The sequence below is a fragment of the Enterobacter sp. BWH64 genome (assembly GCF_001037645.1).
In the GTDB taxonomy this organism is placed as follows: Bacteria; Pseudomonadota; Gammaproteobacteria; order Enterobacterales; family Enterobacteriaceae; genus Enterobacter; species Enterobacter hormaechei_C.
On the sequence record NZ_KQ089922.1, the window covers coordinates 4,548,142 to 4,571,936 of the forward strand.

The following is a 23,795-nucleotide window of genomic DNA, read 5'->3' on the forward strand; positions in this document are numbered from 1 at the left end:
TCAGGCGTAAGCCGCAGCCGGAGTAACCTTCCCAAGACGGAGGGCGTCCAGTGCGATCATTTTTTCTTCATTGGTAGGGATCACCGCGCAGGCCGCGCGGGACGACTCGGTGGAGATCACGCGCTCGCCCGCGCTGCCCGGCAGGGCATTTTTGGACTCGTCGAGGATGATGCCAAACACCTTAAGATGCTCCACCACCAGCGCGCGGATAAGCACGGAGTTCTCACCGATCCCGCCGGTAAACACCACGCCATCCAGACGGTGCAGGGACGCGGCATGACCGGCGATATGTCGCGCAATCCGGTGGACAAAGGTCTTTATTGCCAGCCGCGCCCGCTCGTTGCCGTCATGCCAGGCTTTCTCCAGCGCGCGCAAATCGGAGGAGATGCCAGAGATCCCCAGCAGCCCGGACTCTTTGTTGACCACGCGCTCCAGATCCTCGAACGACTGGCCGGTCTGCCGGGCAATCCACGCCATCGCGCCAAAATCCACGTCGCCGCAGCGCGTGCCCATCACCAGTCCTTCAAGCGGCGTCATCCCCATGGACGTGTCCACGCTTACGCCGTTACGCACCGCGCAGATGGACGCCCCGTTGCCGAGATGGGCAATCACCAGGCCGCTGTCATCGGGAGAGAGCCCGAGAAGCGCGTGCGCCTGCGCCGACACGTAGCGGTGAGAGGTGCCGTGGAAACCGTAGCGGCGCACGCCCAGCTCTTCAAAATAGCGGTACGGCAAGCCGTACAAATACGCCTGCGGCGCCATGGTCTGGTGGAAGCTGGTATCAAATACCGCCACCTGCTGCACGCCGGGGAACAGGCGCCCGGCGGCTTCCACGCCGCTCAGGTTGGCGTAGTTATGCAGCGGCGCCAGCGGGGAGACCTCGCGGATCTGCGCCATCACCTCTTCCGTGATCAGGGTCGACTCGCTGAAGAGGTCGCCGCCGTGGGCAATGCGATGGCCAATCAAGGCCACGCTGCCCATCAGGTTGCGTTTCTCCAGCTCCAGGGCGATGGCGGCCAGCGCCCCTTCGTAGTCCTGGTGAGCCAGTCTGACCGGCTCACCCCCATTGACGGAAATAAAGGCTTTTTCAGTGTTGATGCCGTCCGCAATGCCCGTCATCAGGGCATCGCAGCCTGCGGCGTCCAGCACCGAGAACTTAACGGAGGACGATCCGCAGTTAATGACCAGTACTACCGGAAACTCAATCATGGTATGGCTCCGCTCTTCCTGAGCTTTGGTTTAAAACAGTTTGTACACGATGTTCAGAATGGTCAGCAGGCCGACCACGGTTACGAAGATGTTCTCGGTCCGGCCTTTGTATTTCGCCAGCGCAGGCGCCTTGCGGATGGCGTACATCGGCAGCAGGCACAGCAGAGAGGCGATAATTGGCGCGCCCATGGCTTCAATAAGGTCCAGGATGTTCGGGTTGGCGTAGGCCACAATCCAGGTGGAGCCCATGATGAAGACCATGCTGATGGTGTTCAGCTTGCCCACGGAGACTTTCTTCTTGTCGCCCTTGTAACCGAACTTGAGGATCAGACCGTTCAGCCCCTCCAGCGTGCCCAGATAGTGGCCGAAGAAGGATTTAAAGATAGCGACCAGCGCGATGATGGAGGCGCCGTATTCCAGCACCGTGGCGAACGTGGATTTACTGCCTGACATCGACGCGAAGTGGTTCGCCAGGTAAGAGAGCACCGGAATGTTCTGCGCTTTGGCGTCCGCCATGTTCTGCGGAGAGAGCGTAAACAGGCAGCTAAAGGCGAAGAACATCACCACCGCCACCATCAGCAGGCTGGCGCGACCAATGATTTTGGAACATTTCTGCTCGGTAAACTCTTTCCCGAACTCTGGTTCGTACTCTTCGCGTTTGGAGACCACAAACGAGGAGACGATAGGCGAGAAGTTGAAGGAGAAGACCATGATGGAGATCCCCAGCCACACCGTGACCAGAATGCCGTCATGACCGGTGAAGGCGATATCGCTCAGGTTAACCTGGTCGATCACCGCCGAGTTCCAGTACGGGATCAGCGAGAGAGAAATCAACACCAGGCTGGCGATGAACGGGAACACAAGGTAGCTCATCACTTTCACCATCAGGTCTTTACCGAACCAGATAACAAAAGCCATCAGCAGCAGCAGGAATAGCGCCACCACGCCGCGGTTCAGGGCGGGCATCTGGAGCTGGTTTTCCCAGAAGGTCATAAAGGTGTTGGTAATGGTGACGCCGTAAATCCACAGCAGCGGGCAAATGGCAAAGAAGTAGAGGAAGGTGATCACCACCCCGCCGGTCTTACCAAAATGCTCCTCCACCGTTTCGGTGATGTTGCCGGAGACGTTACTGCCGGACAAACACAGACGCGCCAGTGCGCGGTGGCAGTAAAACGCAATCGGAAACGCGAGTACCAGCATCAGCAGGATAGGGATCAGGCCGCCAAAGCCTGCACGGATAGGGAAGAACAGCACGCCTGCGCCAATGGCGGTACCAAACAGGCCGAGCGTCCAGGTGGTATCCGATTTACGCCAGGTGGACGTTTTTGTCTGGCCAACGATAATGCTTTCTGTGTTGCTCATAAGTCATCCTTTATGCGTCAACGAAGCCGGTAATTTGGGAAACACGGGAGAGATCGATATTGCCGCCGGAAATAATGCAGACGGTTTTTCGGCCCTGAATATAGTGGTCCAGCTTGCCGCTTAATAACGCCGCGCACGCCAGCGCACCGGCACCTTCCGTGACCACCTTATTTCGCTGAATAAGCGCGATCATGCTGTTGCGAATCTCGTCTTCGCTGACCAGCACAATGTCATCGACTAATTCACGAACAATTTCGAAGGTTAAATTACCTGGGCGAGACACGTCGCAGCCGTCAGCTAATGTGCCGGTAACACGATGACTGGTTATTTCTCCGGCCTGATACGATGCCGCCATTCCGTGCACATTTTCAGACTGCACGCCGATAATATTGATAGTTGGGTTGATGGATTTAATTGCTGTCGCAATACCGGCAATTAAACCGCCGCCGCCGATGGGGACAATCACGTTATCCACGTCATATAAATCTTCGAGGATTTCCAGGCCGATGGTGCCCTGGCCGGCAATGACTTTCGGATCGTCGTAAGGCGGGATAAAAATGCGCCCTTCCATCTCGACGATTTCGCTCACTTTGGCGATGGTGTCGTTAAAGTTCTCGCCGTGCAGCACCACTTCGGCAGAGTAGTCACGCGTGGCGGCAACCTTGGATTTCGGCGCGCCCATCGGCATGACCACTTTGCCGTCGATGCCGAGCATGGCGCAGGAGAGAGAGACCCCCTGCGCGTGGTTCCCTGCGGAACAGGCCACCACGCCCTTGCGTTTTTCCGCATCGGTCAGCGAGCTTAATTTATTAAACGCCCCACGTATTTTAAACGAACCGGTACGCTGCATATTTTCAAATTTCAGGAATATCTCACCCTTACACCGTTCGCTCAGATAATTCGAGCGCGGCATACCGGTTTTATAGATCTTTCCCGCCAGTCTTTTTCTGGCGTCCTGAATATCTTCAATGGTCACCGGGAGATCGTAAGTAATGTGCATAATATCCTCGTTATAATAATTCATTGTTTTCAGGCAAAGTCAGGGTATCAGAGCGTTAAAAAGCGTCGCTCCGGGTGTTTTAAATCATCATTATTTCTATCGTCGTTTTTCGATATTCATCGACGAATATTGTTTTGCCAGTTCAACTAATACTGACGCCGATTTTTTAATACTGTAATTTTTTGACCACACGGCGGCATAACGCGCCACGGGTAATTCATCTTCCACCGGCAGAACAATAAACTGGTCCGAGCCGAATGGCGCAATCATGTCACGGGGGATCACCGTCAGGTAATCGGCATTGAGGACAAGGTTATAGATGGTGACGACGGAATCGGTCTGGACGATGTTTTCAATGCTGATGTGGTTGTCTTGAAGGGTGGTCAGGAGTTCGTTGTAGTAGCCCATATCGGTTTGCGGCATCACCCACTGCTCGTGCGTGAGCGATGCCAGTCTGGTCGGGCCGGTGCACGTTCGTGATTTACTCGCCACCAGCACAAACTCGGATTCAAACAGTGGCTCAACGTGAAGATCCTGAAGCTGCATCCCGTCGCTCAGCGTGCCGATGGCGAAATCCAGCCGGCCATCGCGAATGGCGGGCAGGAATGAAGAGAGCTGCGCTTCATACATTGAGACACGCGCTTTCGGGAACACTTCCTTGAATTTTTTGATCATCCCGGACAGGAAGGTGAAGCCAATCAGCGACGGATAGCCAAAAGAGACGTCCATGACGGTACTGAAACTGAGGCTGTTAATCTCGCTCACCATGTTTTTCATTTCGCGGGTGATCGACTCAGCGTAGGACAGCAGCACCTGACCGGCGGCAGTGAGTTTTACGCCGGTGTTCTTACGCACCATCACTTCCACCCCAAAGTAGGATTCGATGTCGCTGATGATTTTGCTGACGGCAGGTTGCGTCAGCCCCAGTTGTCTTGCAGCAGAACCTATGGAGCCACTTTTGATGACTTCCTGAAATACCACGAGGTGCTGTGTTTTCGGTAGAATAATAGTATTCATAATATTCTGCGCTTATTTCCCTATGACGCAGCGGATTCTACCCAATATTGTTTCAGGGGGTATGTGCTGTTACTCACAATTTGCCAGGACGCTCTGTTTTCAACCGCACCCGAAATCTATTTATGTCTTTATAAATCAAATACTTATTACAATAAAAATACGCATTTACGCTGATATTGATCAATAAAAAACGCGGTAATAAATTTATTTTATGGCAATAACCAGCGTGAATTTTTTTGCCTTAAAAATATTAATAAAGGCTATCTTTCAGGCAATTAAAGGTTAATAAAACACCATTGTTCCTTTAAAACATTTTTGTGGTTTATCAACTTTACCAGGAATATTTATTCAATTTCCGGTTAAAGAGTGGGATATATCACACATTCACCAGAAGAATGTTTTTAGATTCAATATTAAATTATCAAATGAATAACATTCGGCATCACTGACTAAACATTTACAACATCTGCTCAACACTAAAATTTTCTAATTTTATAGCGTTAAATTTTGTGATTGCGATCATGCGCAGCAGATGAGAGGAACACAAAGTCAACCAAATAGTGAAATGTGCTTAGCGTCGCAAAATTGAGAATTGATGTCGTTTGGCGCTTCGCTTACCCGGCCTGCAACCTTCAGAAAACAAAAACCCCGCCGAAGCGGGGTTTCGTAAGAAGTTGAAGCTGACCGATAAGCCGGGTTCTGTCGTGGACAGTCATTCATCTAGGCCAGCAATCGCTCACTGGCTCAAGCAGCCTACCCGGGTTCAGTACGGGCCGTACCATGTGAACCCCTATTTGGCCTTGCTCCGGGTGGAGTTTACCGTGCCACGGACTGTTACCAGCCGCGCGGTGCGCTCTTACCGCACCCTTTCACCCTTACCTGATCCCGCTTGCGCGGGCCATCGGCGGTTTGCTCTCTGTTGCACTGGTCGTGGGTTTCCCCCCCAGGCGTTACCTGGCACCCTGCCCTGTGGAGCCCGGACTTTCCTCCCCTCCGCCCGTCTCCCCCGAAAGGGACGACGACGAAGCGGCGACTGTCTGGTCAGCTTCGGCGCGCAGTATAGAGGGTTTGCGCGCCGCTGTCACCCCTGGCTACGCATGCCTACCTGCAATGTGGCCGCGATATTCCGCGAGGCGCGGTAAATGTTGTCATACGCTCCCTGGAACGCCTCTTCCAGTGAACCGATGCGGGTCAGTACGCTGAACACCGCGTCGATGCCGTACTGATGCACCACACCCACATCCTGCGTCAGACTTCCGGCAATCCCGATCACCGGCTTATGGTATTTTTTGGCGACGCTCGCCACGCCTACGGGCACTTTGCCATTAATGCTCTGGCTGTCGATGCGCCCTTCCCCGGTCAGCACCCACGTGCAATCGTGAATATGTTCTTCAAGATTGAGCGCCTGAGTGACAATCTCGATGCCGCTTTTCAGCTCAGCGCCCAGGAAGGCCATCAGCGCCGCGCCCATGCCGCCCGCGGCGCCAGCCCCCGGAACCCGGTTGACGTCAATGCGCAGTGATTTTTTGATCACCCCGGCGTAGTGGCTAAGATTGGCGTCGAGTTCGAGGATCATCTCCTCCGTGGCGCCTTTTTGCGGGCCAAAGATACGCGACGCGCCGCTTTCACCGACCAGCGGATTCGTCACGTCACAGGCGACGCGGATTGCGCATCCCTGAAGACGCGGATCGAGATCGGAAATATCAATCCGGTTAAGCGCCATCAGGCTGCCGCCGCCGTAGCCGATCTCCGTCCCGTTCGCATCCGTAAACTTCGCGCCCAGCGCCTGCATCATACCCGCGCCCCCATCGTTGGTTGCGCTCCCGCCGATACCGATAATGATGTTGCGCGCGCCTTTATCCAGCGCGCTGAGGATCAGCTCCCCCGTCCCGCGCGACGTCGTGACCAGCGGGTTACGCTGCGCGGGAGGAACAAGCACCAGGCCGCTGGCGGCGGCCATCTCGATAAACGCGGTGGTACCGTCGCCCGAGATCCCCCAACTGGCCTTCACCTTTTCCCCTAACGGGCCGGTGACGACAGCCTGCTGCCAGGTGCCCTGCGTCGCAGCGATCATCGCTTCAACCGTACCTTCTCCGCCGTCAGCAACGGGAACAGACACGTAATGAGCGTCGGGGAAAATTTCCCGAAATCCTTTTTCTATCGCCTGCGCCACCTCGGTGGCAGGCAGGCTTTCTTTATAAGAGTCTGGCGCGATTACGATTTTCATAGTTGTATGCCTGAGCCGTAGGCCCGGTAAGCGTAACGCCACCGGGCGGGACGTCATTAGCGAGCAATTTCAACCTTCGCCAGTTTTTCGTAATAGCACGCTAACGCGCTGTGATCGGCGGTGCCCAGACCGTCCGCACGCAGCGCCTGCATCATCTCCATGACGGCGGCAGTCAGCGGCAACTGCGCGCCCACGCCGTGGGAGGTATCCAGCGCATTCGCCAGATCCTTAATGTGCAGATCGATGCGGAAGCCCGGCCTGAAGTTACGATCCATCACCATCGGCGCCTTGGCATCCAGCACGGTGCTGCCCGCCAGACCACCGCGAATGGCCTGATAGACCAGATCCGGATTAACGCCCGCTTTGGTGGCCAGCGTCAGCGCTTCGGACATGGCCGCGATGTTTAACGCCACAATCACCTGGTTTGCCAGCTTGGTGACGTTGCCTGCGCCAATTTCACCGGTGTGCACCACGGAGCCAGCCATGGCTTTCATCAGGTCGTAGTATTTGTCAAACACGGCTTTATCGCCCCCCACCATCACCGACAAGGTGCCGTCGATGGCTTTCGGTTCGCCGCCGCTGACCGGCGCATCCAGCATTTCCACGCCTTTCGCTTTCAGCGCCTCGCTGATTTCGCGGCTTGCCAGCGGTGCGATAGAACTCATGTCGATCACCACCAGACCCGGCTTCGCGCCGTCGATAATGCCGTTCTCACCCAGCGCCACCTCTTTCACGTGCGGGGAGTTTGGCAGCATGGTGATAATTACGTCGCACTGCTCAGCAATCGCTTTTGCGGTTGTCGCCGTTTCTGCGCCAGCCGCAATCACCTCTGCCACCGCGTCTGAATTCCGATCTAAAACCACCAGTGAGTAACCTGCTTTGATGAGGTTTTTGCTCATTGGTTTGCCCATGATACCCAGGCCAATAAAACCCACTTTCAGCGTCATAATCTGTTTCCTCAATGATGGTTATTTTTTAAAAGCGTCCGCTAATTTCTGCGTGGCGGCGCGGAATACGCCGAGATCGCTGCCCACGGCGACAAACGTTGCGCCCCACTCCAGGTAGCGGCGGGCATCGGCTTCCACTGGCGCCAGAATGCCGCACGGTTTACCGTGCGCTTTGGCACGGGCAAAAATGTGCTGAATTGCGCGCTGCACGTCCGGATGGCTGGCGTTGCCCAGATGACCAAAGGCGGCCGCCAGATCGCTCGGGCCGACGAAAATGCCGTCTACCCCCTCCGTCGCGGCAATAGCGTCGACGTTATCGACCCCCTGCTGGCTCTCGATCTGAACCAGAATGGTGATGTTCTTGTTGGACTGGGCGAAATAGTCCGGCACGGTGCCAAACATGTTGGCGCGGTGCGAGACGGACACGCCGCGGATCCCTTCCGGTGGATAGCGGGTCGCCGCCACGGCCAGCACCGCTTCTTCTTCCGTTTCAACAAACGGGATCAGGAAGTTGTAGAAGCCGATATCCAGCAGACGCTTGATGATCACCGGCTCGTTGGTGGGCACACGCACCACCGGCGCGCTGTGGCTGCCTTTCAGCGCCATCAGCTGCGGAATAAACGTGTTGATATCGTTTGGCGCATGTTCGCCGTCCAGCACCAGCCAGTCGAACCCGGCCAGGCCCAGCACTTCGGTGCTGATGGGGTTGGCCAGCGCAGACCAGCAGCCAATCTGAATCTGGTGCGCCGCGAGGGCCGCTTTAAATTTATTCGGGAAGATGTCGTTACTCATTACTTATACCTTTTTTAATTCCGCAGTTTTAGCCAGTAGCTTTTCTTATTTATTCCGACTCAGCGTCAGCGTTATATTTATTTTCCTGACTGAATTTTGGCGTTATAAAATCGTCATTCAGTATAATCGTCACCACCCGGCAGCACATTGTCTCAATGCTCAATTATCTAACGGGAGTGGCACGCTATTTTGAGCATATGCCCAACACAGTGGGCGCTGATGCACAGAATCAACGATTAGTGGTTCGGGAGCGATCGCGATCACATTCTCACCTTTCCTCTCCTGGCATTCTTTATTTCCTCAATAAGAAACAATTAACCATCTGGCTATATTTAGTATCAGATATTTTGCTGGAGAAGAGTGAACAATGGCCGATATTGAAATTCGACAGGCGTCGCCGACGGCGTTCTATATAAAAGTGCACGATACCGATAACGTGGCGATTATTGTCAACGACAATGGCTTAAAAGCTGGCACCCGCTTTCCGGATGGCCTGGAGCTGATTGAGCACATTCCGCAGGGGCATAAAGTCGCACTGGTCGATATCCCGGCGCAGGGCGAAATCGTGCGCTACGGCGAAGTCATCGGCTATGCGGTGCGCGCTATCCCGCAGGGTAGCTGGATTGAGGAGTCGCTGGTTGAGCTGCCCACCGCCCCGCCGCTGGAGTCGTTGCCGCTGGCTACCCGCGTCCCTGAGCCGTTGCCTCCGCTGGAGGGTTATACCTTCGAGGGTTACCGCAACGCGGATGGCAGCGTGGGAACCAAAAACCTGCTTGGCATCACCACCAGCGTGCATTGCGTGGCGGGCGTAGTGGATTATGTGGTGAAAATTATTGAGCGCGATCTGTTGCCGAAATACCCCAACGTTGACGGCGTGGTGGGTCTTAACCACCTGTACGGCTGCGGCGTGGCGATCAACGCGCCCGCAGCGGTCGTGCCGATCCGCACGATTCACAATATCGCCCTTAACCCAAACTTTGGCGGTGAGGTCATGGTGATTGGTCTCGGCTGTGAAAAATTGCAGCCAGAACGCCTGTTGCAGGGTACTGAGGATGTGAAAGCCATTCCGGTTGACGATGCCAGTGTTGTGCGACTTCAGGATGAACACCATGTCGGCTTCAGATCGATGGTCGACGACATTTTACAGGTGGCAGAGCGCCATCTGGAGAAGCTGAACAAACGCCAGCGTGAAACCTGCCCGGCCTCTGAACTGGTCGTTGGGACACAGTGTGGCGGCAGCGATGCGTTTTCCGGCGTCACCGCCAACCCGGCAGTCGGTTATGCCTCCGATCTGTTCGTGCGCTGCGGCGCCACGGTGATGTTCTCCGAAGTCACCGAAGTACGTGATGCTATCCACCTGCTCACGCCGCGCGCCGTCAACGAAGAGGTGGGCAAACGCCTGCTGGAGGAGATGGCCTGGTACGATAACTATCTCGACATGGGCAAAACCGACCGCAGCGCCAACCCGTCTCCGGGTAACAAGAAAGGCGGCCTGGCCAACGTGGTGGAAAAGGCCCTCGGGTCGATTGCCAAATCCGGCCAGAGCGCGATTGTGGAAGTGCTCTCCCCTGGCCAGCGACCAACCAAACGCGGTCTGATCTACGCGGCAACGCCTGCCAGTGATTTCGTGTGCGGTACCCAGCAGGTGGCGTCCGGCATTACGGTACAGGTCTTTACCACCGGGCGCGGCACGCCGTACGGCCTGATGGCGGTACCGGTGATCAAAATGGCGACCCGCACCGAGCTGGCAAACCGCTGGTATGACTTAATGGATATCAACGCGGGCACCATCGCCACCGGGGAAGAGAGTATTGAAGAGGTGGGCTGGAAGCTGTTCCACTTCATTCTGGATGTGGCAAGCGGGCGGAAGAAAACCTTCTCCGATCAATGGGGATTGCATAACTCGCTGGCGGTGTTTAACCCGGCGCCGGTGACGTGATGGCCCCTCACCCTGTCCTCTCCCCACCAGGGAGAGGGTAAAAAACCGCACCGGGCAGTCCTCTCCCCCCTATGGGGCTGAGGGTTCCCCACAAAATAATGCCTGCACAGACGGCCCCCTCTCCCTTGAGGGAGAGGGTTAGGGAGAGGGGAAAAGCCTCTTTAGACCAGCACCACATCGATCCCGCTTTTGCGTAATCCTTCAAGGCTTTCCGCCGGAATGCCTTCATCAACGATAATCATGTCGATCCGCTGAGTATCAATGATTTTATGCAGGCTTGAACGGTTAAACTTGCTGGAGTCAGTGACAACGATAATACGCTCCGCCACCTCGCACATTTTGCGGTTCAGACGGGCTTCATCCTCGTTGTGCGTACTCACCCCCCGGTCGAGATCGATGGCATCGACACCCAGGAACAGCAGGTCAAAATGGTAATTCTGTAAGGACTGCTCCGCCTGGTCGCCATAGAAGGACTGCGACTGACGGCGCAAGTGCCCGCCGGTCATCAGCAGCTCTACGCCCTCCGCTTCCAGCAGCGCGTTTGCCACGTTCATCCCGTTGGTCATGGCAATGACATCGGTGTGCTGGCGCAGCATGCGGGCAATTTCAAAGGTTGTGGTGCCGGAGTCCAGAATAATGCGGTGACCCGGCTTCACCAGTTCAGCCGCCGCCTGCGCGATGCTGCGCTTCACTGCCGTATTAAGGGAACTTTTGTCCTCAACGGACGGCTCCACGCCGGGGGCATTGCCTTCGCAAATCAGCGCGCCGCCGTAAGCGCGAACGGCAATCCCCTGCTTTTCCAGAAAGGCCAGATCGTTACGGATCGTCACCGTCGACACGCCGAATAAAAGAGAAAGATCGTTAACCTGCACGCTTCCCTGCGCCCGCAACCGCTGAATGATCTGCTCTCGCCTTTCACTGGTGCCGGTGATGCGCTTCTCTGCGGATGAATCGGTGCTGCTCATACGAGCTCCTTAGTAAATACACTTTCGTTTCATTTCGTTTTGCTTATTAACGCCTTTCTTTTGAGGGAATGCAAGCCCTGTATGGTGGGCGGACGCAAGCTTAACCGCCGCTGAAACCTTTCATTATGTTTCTTTTGTGAAACAGATCGGAAAACTATTATCTTTCGTTTTATTTTTACCTCACCATAATGCAGTATCAAATGAAACAAAACGAAAGATGAATACCAACACCATCCGAAATGGAGAGGAAAGTGAAACATCTGACAGAAATGGTGGAACAACATAAACGGGGGAATACAAACGGGATTTATGCCGTCTGTTCCGCACATCCACTGGTACTTGAAGCTGCACTACGTTACGCCCATTCACAACAGACGCCCCTGCTGATAGAAGCCACCTCAAACCAGGTGGATCAGTTTGGCGGTTATACCGGTATGACGCCCGCCGATTTTTATGGGTTTGTCTGCAAGCTGGCGGGATCTCTTGGTTTCCCCACCTCGCAGCTGATCCTTGGCGGCGATCATTTAGGTCCAAACCGCTGGCAAAACCTGCCGGCTTCGCAGGCGATGGCGAACGCCGACGATCTGATCAGAAGCTACGTGGCGGCCGGATTTAAAAAAATTCACCTCGATTGCAGCATGTCCTGCGAAGACGACCCGGTTCCGTTAACCGATGCAATCGTTGCCGGGCGTGCCGCTCGGCTGGCTAAAATTGCCGAAACCACCTGTCTCGAGCAATTTGGCGTAGCCGATCTGGTCTACGTTATCGGCACGGAAGTTCCGGTTCCCGGTGGGGCACACGAGACGCTGACCGAGCTTGAGGTCACCACGCCAGAGGCGGCACGCGCCACGCTTGAGGCACACCGCCACGCATTCGAGAAGGAAGGGTTAAGCGACATCTGGCCGCGCATTATTGGCCTGGTGGTTCAGCCTGGCGTTGAGTTCGACCATGCGCAGGTTTGTGACTATCAACCGCATAAAGCCGTCGCGCTGAGCGAGATGGTTGAAGCCTACGACACGCTTGTATTTGAAGCACACTCTACCGATTACCAGACGCCGCAGGCGCTGCGCCAGTTGGTGAAAGATCACTTCGCCATTCTGAAAGTCGGCCCTGCGCTAACCTTCGCGCTGCGCGAAGCGCTGTTCTCACTGGCAGCAATTGAAGAAGAGCTGCTGCCGGCAAAAGCCTGCTCAGGGCTGCGTCACGTCCTGGAAAACGTGATGCTCGATCGCCCGGAATACTGGCAAAGCCACTATCACGGCGACGGCAATGCCCGTCGCCTGGCGCGCGGTTACAGCTATTCCGACCGCGTGCGCTATTACTGGCCAGACAGCCAGATTGACGACGCCTTTGAGCGGCTGGTACGCAACCTGGCGGATGAACCGATCCCGCTGCCGCTGATCAGCCAGTATCTGCCGTTGCAGTACAGCAAAGTTCGCGATGGCGCTCTCAGGTCCACACCACGGGAACTCATCCTCGACCACATTCAGGACATACTCCAGCAGTACCATGCCGCCTGCGAAGGCGTAACGACTCAACACGCATAATTAAAAAGAGGAAAACGCTATGCCAAACATTGTCTTATGCCGCATTGATGAACGCCTGATCCACGGTCAGGTGGGCGTACAGTGGGTGGGGTTTGCGGGGGCGAACCTGGTGCTGGTGGCAAATGACGAGGTTGCAGACGATCCGGTTCAGCAAAACCTGATGGAGATGGTGCTTGCGGAAGGCATCGCCGTGCGTTTCTGGTCCCTGCAAAAAGTGATCGACAACATTCATCGCGCCGCCGACCGGCAGAAAATTCTGCTGGTCTGTAAAACACCGGCTGATTTTTTAACGCTGGTCGAGGGCGGCGTGCCCATCACCCGTATTAACGTCGGAAATATGCATTACGCCAGTGGCAAACAGCAAATTGCCAAAACGGTATCTGTAGACGCGAACGATATCGCCGCGTTTAACGGCCTGAAGGCGGCCGGAGTGGAATGCTTCGTTCAGGGCGTTCCAACAGAGACTGCTTTGGATCTCTTTAAACTGCTCTGAGGGATTCACAATGGAAATCAGTCTGTTGCAGGCTTTCGCGCTGGGGCTTCTCGCCTTTATAGCGGGCCTGGATATGTTTAACGGCTTAACACACATGCACCGTCCGGTGGTGCTCGGGCCACTGGTTGGCCTGATTCTGGGCGATTTGCACACCGGAATTCTGACCGGCGGTACGTTAGAACTGGTCTGGATGGGACTCGCGCCGCTGGCGGGCGCGCAGCCGCCAAACGTGATTATCGGCACCATCGTTGGCACCACATTTGCCATTACTACAGGCGTGAAGCCGGATGTCGCCGTTGGGGTCGCCGTGCCGTTTGCCGTGGCGGTTCAGATGGGGATCACCTTCCTCTTCTCGGTGATGTCCGGCGTGATGTCTCGCTGCGATCGCATGGCGGCTAACGCAGACACCCGTGGTATTGAACGGGTCAACTATCTGGCACTGCTGGCGCTCGGCGTCTTCTACTTCCTGTGTGCATTTCTGCCCATCTACTTCGGGGCTGAACATGCGAAAACCGCCATTGACGTGCTGCCGGAACGTCTGATCGACGGTCTCGGCGTCGCGGGCGGCATCATGCCAGCGATCGGCTTCGCCGTGCTGCTGAAGATCATGATGAAAAACGTTTACATCCCTTACTTCATTATCGGCTTTGTCGCCGCGGCCTGGCTGAAACTCCCGGTGCTGGCGATTGCCGCTGCTGCGCTGGCGATGGCGCTGATCGACCTGCTGCGCAAATCGCCTGAACCCACGGCGCCTGCGGCCCAGAAAGAGGAATTTGAAGATGGCATCTAATCACACCACCCTGCCGGGCGTGTCTGAAAGTGAAGAGACACTGCTGACCGGCGTGAATGAAAACGTCTACGAAGACCAGCGTATTGGCGCTGAGCTAACGAAAAAGGATATTAACCGTGTCGCCTGGCGTTCCATGCTGCTACAGGCCTCGTTTAACTACGAGCGTATGCAGGCCTCCGGCTGGCTGTATGGGCTACTGCCCGCGCTGAAAAAGATCCACACCAATAAGCGGGACCTGGCGCGCGCCATGAAAGGTCATATGGGTTTCTTTAACACCCACCCGTTCCTGGTGACCTTCGTCATCGGCATTATTCTGGCAATGGAGCGTTCCAAGCAGGATGTGAACAGCATCCAGAGCACTAAAATTGCCGTCGGCGCACCGCTCGGTGGCATTGGTGACGCCATGTTCTGGCTGACCCTGCTGCCCATCTGCGGGGGGATTGGCGCCAGCCTTGCGCTACAGGGCTCCATTCTTGGCGCGGTGGTCTTTATCGTGCTGTTTAACGTGGTGCATCTCGGCCTGCGTTTTGGTCTGGCGCACTATGCCTACCGAATGGGTGTCGCCGCGATCCCGCTGATCAAAGCCAACACCAAAAAGGTTGGTCATGCTGCGTCCATTGTCGGGATGACAGTGATTGGTGCGCTGGTGGCAACCTATGTGCGCCTGAATACCACACTCGAGATTAAAGCCGGGGATGCGGTCGTCAAACTGCAAACCGATGTGATCGACAAACTGATGCCCGCCTTTCTGCCGCTGGTCTACACCCTGACCATGTTCTGGCTGGTACGCCGTGGCTGGAGCCCGCTGCGCCTGATTGGTATCACCGTGGTGCTGGGCGTTGTCGGTAAATTCTGTCACTTCCTGTAAAAAGCAAAGAGGTTGCGATGTTAGGCATTATTTTGACGGGTCACGGCGGTTTTGCCAGCGGGCTGGAACAGGCGATGAAGCAAATCCTCGGCGAACAGCCGCAGTTTATCGCCATCGATTTTCCGGAAAGCTCCACCACTGCGCGGCTGACCGGGCAGCTTGAGCAGGCAGTGAATGAACTGGATGCAGAGCACGATATCGTGTTTCTCACCGATCTTCTCGGCGGTACGCCGTTTCGTGTGGCCTCTACCCTCGCGATGCAGCGCCCCGGCAGCGAAGTGATCACCGGCACCAATCTCCAGCTTTTGCTGGAGATGGTTCTGGAGCGCGACGGATTGAGCAGTGAAGCCTTTCGTTTGCAGGCGCTGGAGTGCGGCCATCGCGGTCTGACCAGCCTGGTGGATGAACTTGCACGCTGTCGCGAGGAAGCGCCCGCCGAGGAAGGGATATGAGCCAGCTGCTGCGCGCGCGTCGTCTGCTTACCGGGCAGGGCTGGCTGGATGACCATCAGCTGCGTATGGATAGAGGCGTCATCACCGCCATCGAGCCGATTCCGGCAGGGGTTAATACCCGCGAGGCAGACCTGCTTTGCCCGGCATACATTGATATCCACGTCCACGGCGGCGCGGGTGTGGATGTGATGGATGATGCGCCCGACGTGCTGGACCGGTTAGCCGTGCACAAAGCGCGTGAAGGCGTGGGGGCGTTTCTGCCTACCACCGTCACCGCTCCGCTGGAGGCGATCCATGGCGCGTTACGGCGCATTGCCCGGCGCTGTCATGCCGGTGGCCCCGGCGCGCAGATCCTGGGCAGCTATCTGGAAGGCCCGTACTTTACACCGCAGAACAAAGGGGCGCACCCGCCAGAACTGTTTCGCGAACTGGATCTCGCGGAACTTGATGAGCTGATTGCGGTTTCGCAGAACACGCTGCGGGTGGTGGCGCTTGCTCCGGAAAAAGTGGATGCCCTGAAGGCGATCCATCACCTCAAGCAAAAAGGGATACGCGTCATGCTGGGCCACAGCGCCGCTACATACGCGCAAACCCTGGCCGCATTTGATGCAGGCGCAGCCGGGCTGGTGCACTGCTACAACGGCATGACGGGGTTACACCACCGGGAGCCCGGCATGGTTGGCGCCGGGCTTACGGACCCACGCGCGTGGCTGGAGCTTATTGCCGACGGGCATCACGTTCATCCTGGAGCCATGCGGCTGTGTTGTTGCTGCGCGAAGGATCGTACGGTGCTGATTACCGATGCCATGCAGGCGGCGGGTATGCCTGATGGACGCTATACGTTGTGTGGTGAAAATGTCGGGATGCAGGGCGGCGTTGTCCGCACGGCCTCAGGCGGGCTGGCGGGCAGCACGCTCGCGCTGGATGCCGCCGTGCGAAATATGGTGGAGCATACGGGGATCGCCCCAGAAAACGCAATCCATATGGCCTCGCTGCATCCTGCCCGTCTGCTCGGGATGGATCACCTGCTGGGAACGTTAGCGCCAGGCAAACGCGCCAATGTTCTTGCGCTGGATGCGGGTTTACACCTCCGGCAGATCTGGATCCAGGGTCAGGCTCTTTCCCTGTAGCCCCTTCACAGTGTGCCCTGTTGGCCTTACGGAAGACGATCGTAAGGCCTTTCTTTTCCTTTCCTTGATTTTCGCCTTTCCTTTCGCGATCACACTTTTCGTTTTATTTCTTTTTCGCCATTGAACTTTCGATTTCTTTTCTATAGATTTTCTTTAACTGCTAAAGTGAACAAGTGAAACGAAACGAAAGATAGCGACACATTTGCCAGCGTCTGATGTGGAATTCACACGACTAAGGACTGAGTTATGCCACAAACCACTATCGCCACCACCGGCACCTGGACAGAAAAAGAGATCCGCCAGCAGCCAGCCAGCTGGCTTCGCTCGCTCAACAATATTGATAATCTGCGCGCGTCGATCGACAGTTTTCTGACGCCACTGTTGCGCAAGCCCGATCTGCGGATCGTTCTGACCGGCGCGGGCACGTCCGCTTTTATTGGCGACATCATTGCGCCATGGCTTGCCAGCCACACGGGGAAAAACATCACCGCGATACCTACGACCGATCTGGTCACCAACCCGATGGATTATTTCAGCCCTTCGCACCCGCTGCTGCTGGTCTCTTTCGCCCGTTCTGGCAATAGCCCGGAGAGCGTCGCCGCCGTTGAGCTGGCGAATCAGTTTGTACCGGAGTGCTACCACCTGTCGATCACCTGTAATGAAGCAGGCAGCCTGTACCAGAATGCCGTCGACAGCGATAACGCCTGCGCTCTGCTCATGCCAGCCGAAACGCACGATCGCGGGTTCGCGATGACAAGCAGCATCACCACCATGATGGCGAGCTGCCTGGCGGTATTCGCACCGGAAACGATCAACAGCAAAACGTTCCGCGACGTGTCCGATCGCTGTCAGGCGATCCTCACATCGCTTGGCGATTTCAGTCCCGGCGTCTTTGGTAACGAACCGTGGAAACGCATTGTTTATCTGGGCAGCGGTGGATTACAGGGCGCCGCACGGGAGTCTGCGCTGAAGGTGCTGGAGCTGACCGCCGGCAAGCTGGCGGCATTCTACGATTCGCCAACGGGTTTCCGTCACGGGCCTAAGTCGCTGGTAGACAACGAAACGCTGGTCGTCGTGTTTGTCTCCAGCCATCCGTATACGCGTCAGTACGATCGGGATCTGCTCGCCGAGCTGCGACGCGATCGTCAGGCTATGCGCGTGGTAGCCATTGCAGCCGAAACGGATCCGGTCATTGAAGCTGGCCCGCATATCCTGCTGCCGCCTTCCCGTTCATTTAACGATATGGAGCAGGCGTTCTGCTTCCTGATGTACGCCCAGGTCTTCGCACTGACCCAGTCTCTGCACGTTGGCAATACGCCGGATACGCCATCCGCCAGCGGTACGGTTAACCGTGTGGTCCAGGGCGTCGTTATTCATCCGTGGCAGGCTTAAGAGGACAGGCTCATGAGTATTATTTCTACCAAATATCTTTTGCAGGACGCACAGGCGAAGGGCTATGCCGTTCCGGCCTTTAACATCCATAACGCCGAGACGATCCAGGCGATCCTCGAAGTCTGTAGCGAAATGCGATCGCCGGTGATCCTCGCGGGTACGCCGGGGACGTTTAAACATATTGCGCTGGAAGAGATCTACGCCTTGTGCAGCGCATATTCCCTTACTTATGACATGCCGCTGGCGCTACACCTCGATCACCACGAATCGCTGGACGACATTCGCCGCAAAGTCCATGCCGGCGTACGTAGCGCAATGATCGACGGTAGCCATTACCCCTTCGAACAAAACGTCAAGCTGGTGAAATCGGTCGTCGATTTCTGCCACCTCAACGACTGTAGCGTCGAGGCCGAACTGGGCCGACTGGGCGGAGTGGAAGATGACATGAGCGTCGACGCCGAAAGCGCGTTCCTGACCGACCCGCAGGAAGCAAAACGCTTTGTCGAAATGACAGGCGTGGACAGCCTCGCCGTTGCCATCGGTACCGCGCACGGTCTTTATACCAAACGCCCAAAAATCGACTTCCAGCGGCTGGCCGAGATCCGCGAGGTAGTGACAGTGCCGCTGGTGCTGCACGGTGCGAGTGATGTGCCGGATGAGGATGTGCGCCGCACCATTGAGCTGGGCGTCTGCAAAGTTAACGTCGCAACAGAGCTGAAAATCGCCTTCTCTGACGCAGTCAAAGCCTGGTTTGCCGAGAACCCACAGGGCAACGATCCGCGCTTCTACATGCGCGTCGGCATGGATGCCATGAAAGAGGTGGTCAGAAGCAAAATCACCGTTTGCGGCTCGGCGAACCGGCTGCTGCTTGCGGCTGAAGCCTGAACCCATCGCGCATAACGTTAGTACCTAAAAAAATAACTATAAGCCTCGCAAATATGAAGGCGCGTCCTTAAGCCGGACAGCGCCTTCCATTATCCTAAAAAACCGAGGAGTCCCTACATGACACAGGAAAAGTCGTTTAAATCGAAAGCGTGGGAGTTTTTCCAGAGCCTGGGAAAGACGTTTATGTTCCCGGTCTCACTGTTGGCCTTTATGGGGTTGTTGTTAGGTATCGGTAGTTCTGTCACCAGCCCTTCCACCATCAAAAGTTTTCCCTTTCTGGGCGGCGAGTTAACGCAGCTCACCTTTGGTTTTATCGCCATGGTCGGCGGCTTTGCTTTTACCTATCTGCCGCTGATGTTTGCCATGGCGATCCCGATGGGCCTTGCCAGACGTAATAAAGCGGTGGGCGCTTTTGCCGGATTCGTTGGCTACATGCTGATGAACATGAGCATCAACTACTACCTGACCGCCACCCACCAGCTTGCGGATGCCGCCACCATGAGACAGGTGGGACAATCCATTGTGCTTGGCATTCAAACGCTGGAGATGGGCGTGCTCGGCGGCATTGTGGTAGGGGTGATCACCTACTTCCTGCACGAGCGTTTCCAGGACACGGTGCTGCACGACGCGTTTGCCTTCTTTAGCGGCATTCGTTTTGTACCGATTGTTACTGCCCTCACCCTGTCGCTGGTCGGCTTGTTCATCCCCCTGCTGTGGGAATATGTGGCAATGGGCATTGCCGGGATTGGTCATATCATCCAGAGCACCAGCGTCTTTGGGCCATTCCTGTATGGCGTGGGCGTACTGCTGCTCAAACCTTTTGGCCTGCACCACATCCTGCTGGCGATGGTGCGCTTCACCCCGGCGGGTGGCATTGAGATGGTTAACGGCCAGGAAGTGGCCGGTGCGCTGAACATTTTCTACGCCGAGCTGAAAGCTGGCCTGCCGTTTAGTCCGCACGTTACGGCATTTTTATCGCAAGGGTTTATGCCGACCTTTATCTTCGGCCTGCCTGCCGTGGCTTACGCTATCTACCGCACCGCGCGCCCGGAAAACCGTCCGGTGATTAAAGGGCTGCTGCTTTCAGGCGTGCTGGTTTCAGTTGTCACGGGTATTTCAGAGCCGATTGAGTTCCTGTTCCTGTTTATTGCCCCTGTGCTTTACGCGTTTCATATCGTTATGTCTGGCCTGGCGCTGATGGTGATGGCGCTGCTCGGCGTCACCATCGGCAACACCGACGGCGGCATTCTGGATCTGCTGATCTTCGGCGTCATGCAGGGGATGTCGACCAAATGGTATCTGCTGTTCCCGGTGGGTATCGCCTGGTTTGCTATCTACTTCTTCGTCTTCCGCTGGTACATCCTCAGGCACGATATTAAAACGCCGGGCCGTGAGGTTGACGCGCAGGGTGCGCTCCAGGCGGTGGAAGCCAATACCCGGGCACGTGGAAAATCGAAATACGATCATGGGCTTATTCTTCGCGCGCTTGGCGGTAAAGAGAATATTGAGTCGCTCGACAACTGCATTACCCGCTTACGTCTGGTGGTGAAAGATATGGGGCTTATCGACCAGCAGGCGCTGAAGGCCGCGGGCGCCTTGTCAGTAGTGGTGCTTGATGCCCACAGCGTTCAGGTGATCATCGGTCCGCAGGTGCAGAGCGTCAAATCCGGCATTGAAGCCTTAATTTAACAGGGGGACGTTGTGTTTGATTTCGACAGAATCATTGAGCGTAAAAGCGATAAATGCCGTAAATGGGATCATACGTTTGTGTGCTCGCGTTTCGGTGATGTCCCGGAGGGATTTATCCCGCTGTGGATAGCAGATATGGATTTCACCTCGCCACCCGCTGTGATTGAAGGCTTCCAGCGCATCGTGGAGCATGGCACCTTCGGTTACACCTGGTGCTTCGACGAATTCTACGATGCGGTCATCGCCTTCCAGCGTAGCCGTCATCAGGTTGAGGTGCATAAGTCATGGATCACCCTGACCTACGGCACCGTTTCCACGCTGCACTATACGGTTCAGGCGTTCTGCAAACCCGGCGACTGCGTGATGATGAATACCCCGGTGTATGACCCGTTTGCGATGGCGACACAGCGACAGGGCGTGCGGGTGCTTGCAAATCCGCTGAGCGTGAAGGAAAACCGCTATCAGCTGGATTTTAATCTGATTGAAGTTCAGCTCAAAACTCACCGTCCAAAACTGTGGTTCTTCTGCTCGCCGCATAACCCCTCGGGCCGAATCTGGCGCGCGGATGAGATACGTCAGGTGTCCGATCTCTGTAAGCGCTACGGCACGATTCTGGTGGTTGATGAGGTTCACGCCGAGCACGTTCTGGACGGTACATTCGTCAGTTGTCTGACTTCGGGCTGTGCCGCCCAGGACAACTTGATTGTGCTGACCTCCCCCAATAAAGCCTTCAACCTTGGGGGGCTAAAAACATCCTACTCAATGATTCCAGACGATTCGCTGCGCCAGCGTTTCCGCCAGCAGTTGGAGAAGAACTCCATTACCTCGCCCAATATCTTCGGCGTGTGGGGAATTATTCTGGCTTATCAGCAAGGTCTGCCATGGCTCGACGCGCTGAATGGTTATCTGCGCGGCAATGCCCGCTACCTTGCGGATGCCATCCAGACCCATTTCCCTGCATGGAAGATGATGAACCCGGAGTCGTCGTATCTCGCCTGGATAGACGTCAGTGCGGACGATCGCAGTGCGACGGCGCTAACTCAACATTTCGCAAAACAGGCTGGCGTGGTCATTGAAGATGGCAGCCACTACGTACAAAACGGCGAAAACTACCTGCGTATTAACTTCGGCACCCAGCGCTACTGGCTGGAACAGTCCATCAACCGAATGCTGAAGCATTACTGATAAGGATCTTACCCCGATGAAAAAAATGCTCACTCTCTCGCTGCTGACTCTCTGTGTTTCTCATGGTGCGGCAGCAGCAAACTACGCGCTCAGTAACGACAATATTGCCCTTTCGTTTGATGATGCAAACGCAACGGTAGTGGTAACGGACAGCAAAGCTAACCATCCGCTCACGCCCCAGGAGTTGTTCTTTCTGACGCTACCGGATGAAACAAAAATCCACACCGCTGATTTCAAAATCAAGCACGTCGAAAAGCAGGACAATGCGATAGTCATCGACTTTACGCATCCGGATTTTAACGTAACGGTGAAACTGAACCTGGTGAAGGGAAAATACGCCAGCATCGGCTACACCATCGCCGCCGTCGGGCAGCCGCGGGACGTAGCGAAAATTACCTTCTTCCCGACGAAGAAGCAGTCTCAGGCACCTTACGTTGACGGGGCGATTAACAGCTCGCCAATCGTGGCCGACTCGTTCTTCATCCTGCCAGACAAACCGATTGTGAATACTTACGCTTATGAAGCCACCACGAACCTCAACGTGGAGCTAAAAACGCCAATTCTGCCTGAGACACCGGTTAGTTTTACCACCTGGTTCGGCACTTTCCCGGAAACTAATCAGCTGCGCCGCAGCGTAAACCAGTTTATCGATGCCGTGCGTCCGCGGCCTTATAAGCCTTACCTGCACTACAACAGCTGGATGGACATCGGCTTCTTTACCCCTTACTCCGAGCAGGATGTCATTGGGCGGATGGACGAATGGAATAAAGAATTTATTGCCGGACGCGGGGTGGCGCTGGACGCGTTCCTGCTGGACGATGGCTGGGACGATCGCACCGGACGCTGGCTGTTTGGCCCGGCATTCAGCAACGGTTTTGGCAAAGTCAGGGAAAAAGCCGACAGCCTGCATAGCTCGGTTGGGCTGTGGCTTTCACCGTGGGGCGGTTACAACAAGCCGCGCGATATTCGCGTCTCGCATGCAAAAGAGTATGGTTTCGAAACCGTAGACGGCAAGCTGGCGCTGTCGGGGCCGAACTATTTTAAAAACTTTAACGATCAGATCATCAAGCTGATCAAAAACGAGCATATTACCTCGTTCAAGCTCGACGGAATGGGTAACGCCAATTCGCATATCAAGGGCAGCCCATTTGCATCGGATTTTGACGCGTCCATTGCCCTGCTGCACAACATGCGCAGCGCAAATCCGAACCTGTTTATCAACCTGACCACCGGCACCGACGCCAGCCCGTCCTGGCTGTTCTATGCTGATTCAATCTGGCGTCAGGGCGATGATATCAACCTGTACGGCCCCGGCACGCCAGTGCAGCAGTGGATGACCTACCGCGATGCCGAAACCTGGCGATCCATCGTGCGTAAAGGTCCGCTGTTCCCGCTTAACTCACTGATGTACCACGGGATCGTCAGCGCAGAGAACGCTTACTATGGACTCGAGAAAGTGCAAACAGACAGCGATTTTGCCGATCAGGTCTGGAGCTACTTCGCAACCGGAACTCAGCTTCAGGAGCTGTACATCACGCCGTCCATGCTGAATAAGGCGAAGTGGGATACCCTGGCGCAGGCGGCGAAATGGTCGCGTGAGAATGCCAGCGTGCTGGTGGATACTCACTGGATTGGCGGTGACCCCACTTCGCTTGAGGTTTACGGCTGGGCCTCATGGAGTAAAGACAAAGCGATTTTTGGCTTACGCAACCCATCGGATAAGCCGCAACGTTACTTCCTGGATTTAACCAAAGATTTTGAGATCCCGGCAGGAGAGCGTTCCCAGTTTACCCTGAAAGCCGTGTACGGCAGTAATTCGACCGTACCAGAGGAGTATAAAAACGCTGTGGTGATTACGCTGCAACCGCTGGAAACGCTGGTGTTTGAGGCGATGCCGGGGAAATAA

General features: G+C 55.8%; 20 protein-coding genes and 1 other RNA gene. 12 read left to right on the plus strand and 9 right to left on the minus strand.

The window, feature by feature from the left end; all coding sequences use genetic code 11:
* From tdcD to garL, 8 genes are all read right to left on the minus strand, one after another.
* Positions 1-1,209 carry a propionate kinase gene (gene tdcD / locus SK50_RS21630; protein ID WP_045344033.1) on the minus strand — a complete coding sequence of 403 codons (1,209 nt, stop codon included), beginning with the start codon at positions 1,207-1,209 and terminating at the stop codon, positions 1-3.
* A gap of 30 nt (positions 1,210-1,239) precedes the next feature.
* Positions 1,240-2,571: a threonine/serine transporter TdcC gene (gene tdcC, locus SK50_RS21635; RefSeq protein WP_006812083.1), complete on the minus strand. Its 1,332-nt coding sequence runs from the start codon at positions 2,569-2,571 to the stop codon at positions 1,240-1,242.
* A 10-nt stretch (positions 2,572-2,581) separates the two neighbouring features.
* The gene (gene tdcB, locus SK50_RS21640; RefSeq protein WP_023304478.1) at positions 2,582-3,571 is read right to left on the minus strand and encodes a bifunctional threonine ammonia-lyase/L-serine ammonia-lyase TdcB; all 990 of its coding nucleotides are present in this window, start codon (positions 3,569-3,571) and stop codon (positions 2,582-2,584) included.
* A 96-nt stretch (positions 3,572-3,667) separates the two neighbouring features.
* Positions 3,668-4,588, minus strand: coding sequence for a transcriptional regulator TdcA (tdcA, locus tag SK50_RS21645; RefSeq protein ID WP_006812085.1), 921 nt, complete (start codon positions 4,586-4,588; stop codon positions 3,668-3,670).
* Between the two features lie 672 nt (positions 4,589-5,260).
* An RNA gene (gene rnpB / locus SK50_RS22900) (RNase P RNA component class A) lies at positions 5,261-5,637 on the minus strand.
* A gap of 32 nt (positions 5,638-5,669) precedes the next feature.
* Positions 5,670-6,815, minus strand: a complete 1,146-nt coding sequence (gene garK, locus SK50_RS21650; protein WP_045911539.1) for a glycerate 2-kinase — start codon at positions 6,813-6,815, stop codon at positions 5,670-5,672.
* A 56-nt stretch (positions 6,816-6,871) separates the two neighbouring features.
* Positions 6,872-7,762: a 2-hydroxy-3-oxopropionate reductase gene (gene garR, locus SK50_RS21655; protein ID WP_017382435.1), complete on the minus strand. Its 891-nt coding sequence runs from the start codon at positions 7,760-7,762 to the stop codon at positions 6,872-6,874.
* A 21-nt stretch (positions 7,763-7,783) separates the two neighbouring features.
* Positions 7,784-8,554 (minus strand): 2-dehydro-3-deoxyglucarate aldolase, encoded by a 771-nt coding sequence (garL, locus tag SK50_RS21660; protein WP_003862676.1) that lies wholly within the window; start codon positions 8,552-8,554, stop codon positions 7,784-7,786.
* Between the two features lie 367 nt (positions 8,555-8,921).
* On the opposite strand from garL, the gene garD reads away from it, so the two are divergent.
* Positions 8,922-10,493, plus strand: a complete 1,572-nt coding sequence (gene garD / locus SK50_RS21665) for a galactarate dehydratase (RefSeq protein WP_017382436.1) — start codon at positions 8,922-8,924, stop codon at positions 10,491-10,493.
* 161 nt (positions 10,494-10,654) lie between these two features.
* On the opposite strand, the gene SK50_RS21670 is transcribed toward garD, so the two are convergent.
* Entirely contained in the window at positions 10,655-11,458 is an 804-nt protein-coding gene (locus SK50_RS21670; protein ID WP_017693937.1) for a DeoR family transcriptional regulator, read from the minus strand.
* 239 nt (positions 11,459-11,697) lie between these two features.
* On the opposite strand from SK50_RS21670, the gene kbaZ reads away from it, so the two are divergent.
* From kbaZ to SK50_RS21725, 11 genes are all read left to right on the plus strand, one after another.
* Complete coding sequence (gene kbaZ / locus SK50_RS21675) at positions 11,698-13,005, plus strand: tagatose-bisphosphate aldolase subunit KbaZ (RefSeq protein ID WP_032649636.1); 1,308 nt, start codon at positions 11,698-11,700, stop codon at positions 13,003-13,005.
* 19 nt (positions 13,006-13,024) lie between these two features.
* Positions 13,025-13,498, plus strand: coding sequence for a PTS N-acetylgalactosamine transporter subunit IIB (gene agaV, locus SK50_RS21680; RefSeq protein WP_003861728.1), 474 nt, complete (start codon positions 13,025-13,027; stop codon positions 13,496-13,498).
* Between the two features lie 10 nt (positions 13,499-13,508).
* Positions 13,509-14,288, plus strand: coding sequence for a PTS N-acetylgalactosamine transporter subunit IIC (agaW, locus tag SK50_RS21685; RefSeq protein WP_003861730.1), 780 nt, complete (start codon positions 13,509-13,511; stop codon positions 14,286-14,288).
* Complete coding sequence (gene agaE, locus SK50_RS21690) at positions 14,278-15,156, plus strand: PTS N-acetylgalactosamine transporter subunit IID (RefSeq protein ID WP_017382440.1); 879 nt, start codon at positions 14,278-14,280, stop codon at positions 15,154-15,156. The genes agaW and agaE overlap by 11 nt, the downstream gene beginning before the upstream one ends.
* A 17-nt stretch (positions 15,157-15,173) precedes the next feature.
* Entirely contained in the window at positions 15,174-15,608 is a 435-nt protein-coding gene (gene agaF / locus SK50_RS21695) for a PTS galactosamine/N-acetylgalactosamine transporter subunit IIA (protein ID WP_032104425.1), read from the plus strand.
* Positions 15,605-16,738 carry an N-acetylglucosamine-6-phosphate deacetylase gene (gene nagA, locus SK50_RS21700; protein ID WP_045344037.1) on the plus strand — a complete coding sequence of 378 codons (1,134 nt, stop codon included), beginning with the start codon at positions 15,605-15,607 and terminating at the stop codon, positions 16,736-16,738. Before agaF ends, nagA begins: the two co-directional genes overlap by 4 nt.
* 246 nt (positions 16,739-16,984) lie before the next feature.
* A complete protein-coding gene (locus tag SK50_RS21705; RefSeq protein WP_015571960.1) occupies positions 16,985-18,130 on the plus strand; it encodes an SIS domain-containing protein in 1,146 nt (381 codons plus the stop codon).
* Between the two features lie 12 nt (positions 18,131-18,142).
* On the plus strand, positions 18,143-19,015 hold the full coding sequence (kbaY, locus tag SK50_RS21710) for a tagatose-bisphosphate aldolase subunit KbaY (RefSeq protein WP_032104419.1): 873 nt from the start codon (positions 18,143-18,145) through the stop codon (positions 19,013-19,015).
* A 117-nt stretch (positions 19,016-19,132) separates the two neighbouring features.
* Positions 19,133-20,704: a maltose/glucose-specific PTS transporter subunit IIBC gene (gene malX / locus SK50_RS21715; RefSeq protein WP_017693930.1), complete on the plus strand. Its 1,572-nt coding sequence runs from the start codon at positions 19,133-19,135 to the stop codon at positions 20,702-20,704.
* A gap of 12 nt (positions 20,705-20,716) precedes the next feature.
* Positions 20,717-21,889: a MalY/PatB family protein gene (locus SK50_RS21720; RefSeq protein WP_048229923.1), complete on the plus strand. Its 1,173-nt coding sequence runs from the start codon at positions 20,717-20,719 to the stop codon at positions 21,887-21,889.
* A gap of 16 nt (positions 21,890-21,905) precedes the next feature.
* Positions 21,906-23,795 carry an alpha-galactosidase gene (locus SK50_RS21725; protein WP_045344039.1) on the plus strand — a complete coding sequence of 630 codons (1,890 nt, stop codon included), beginning with the start codon at positions 21,906-21,908 and terminating at the stop codon, positions 23,793-23,795.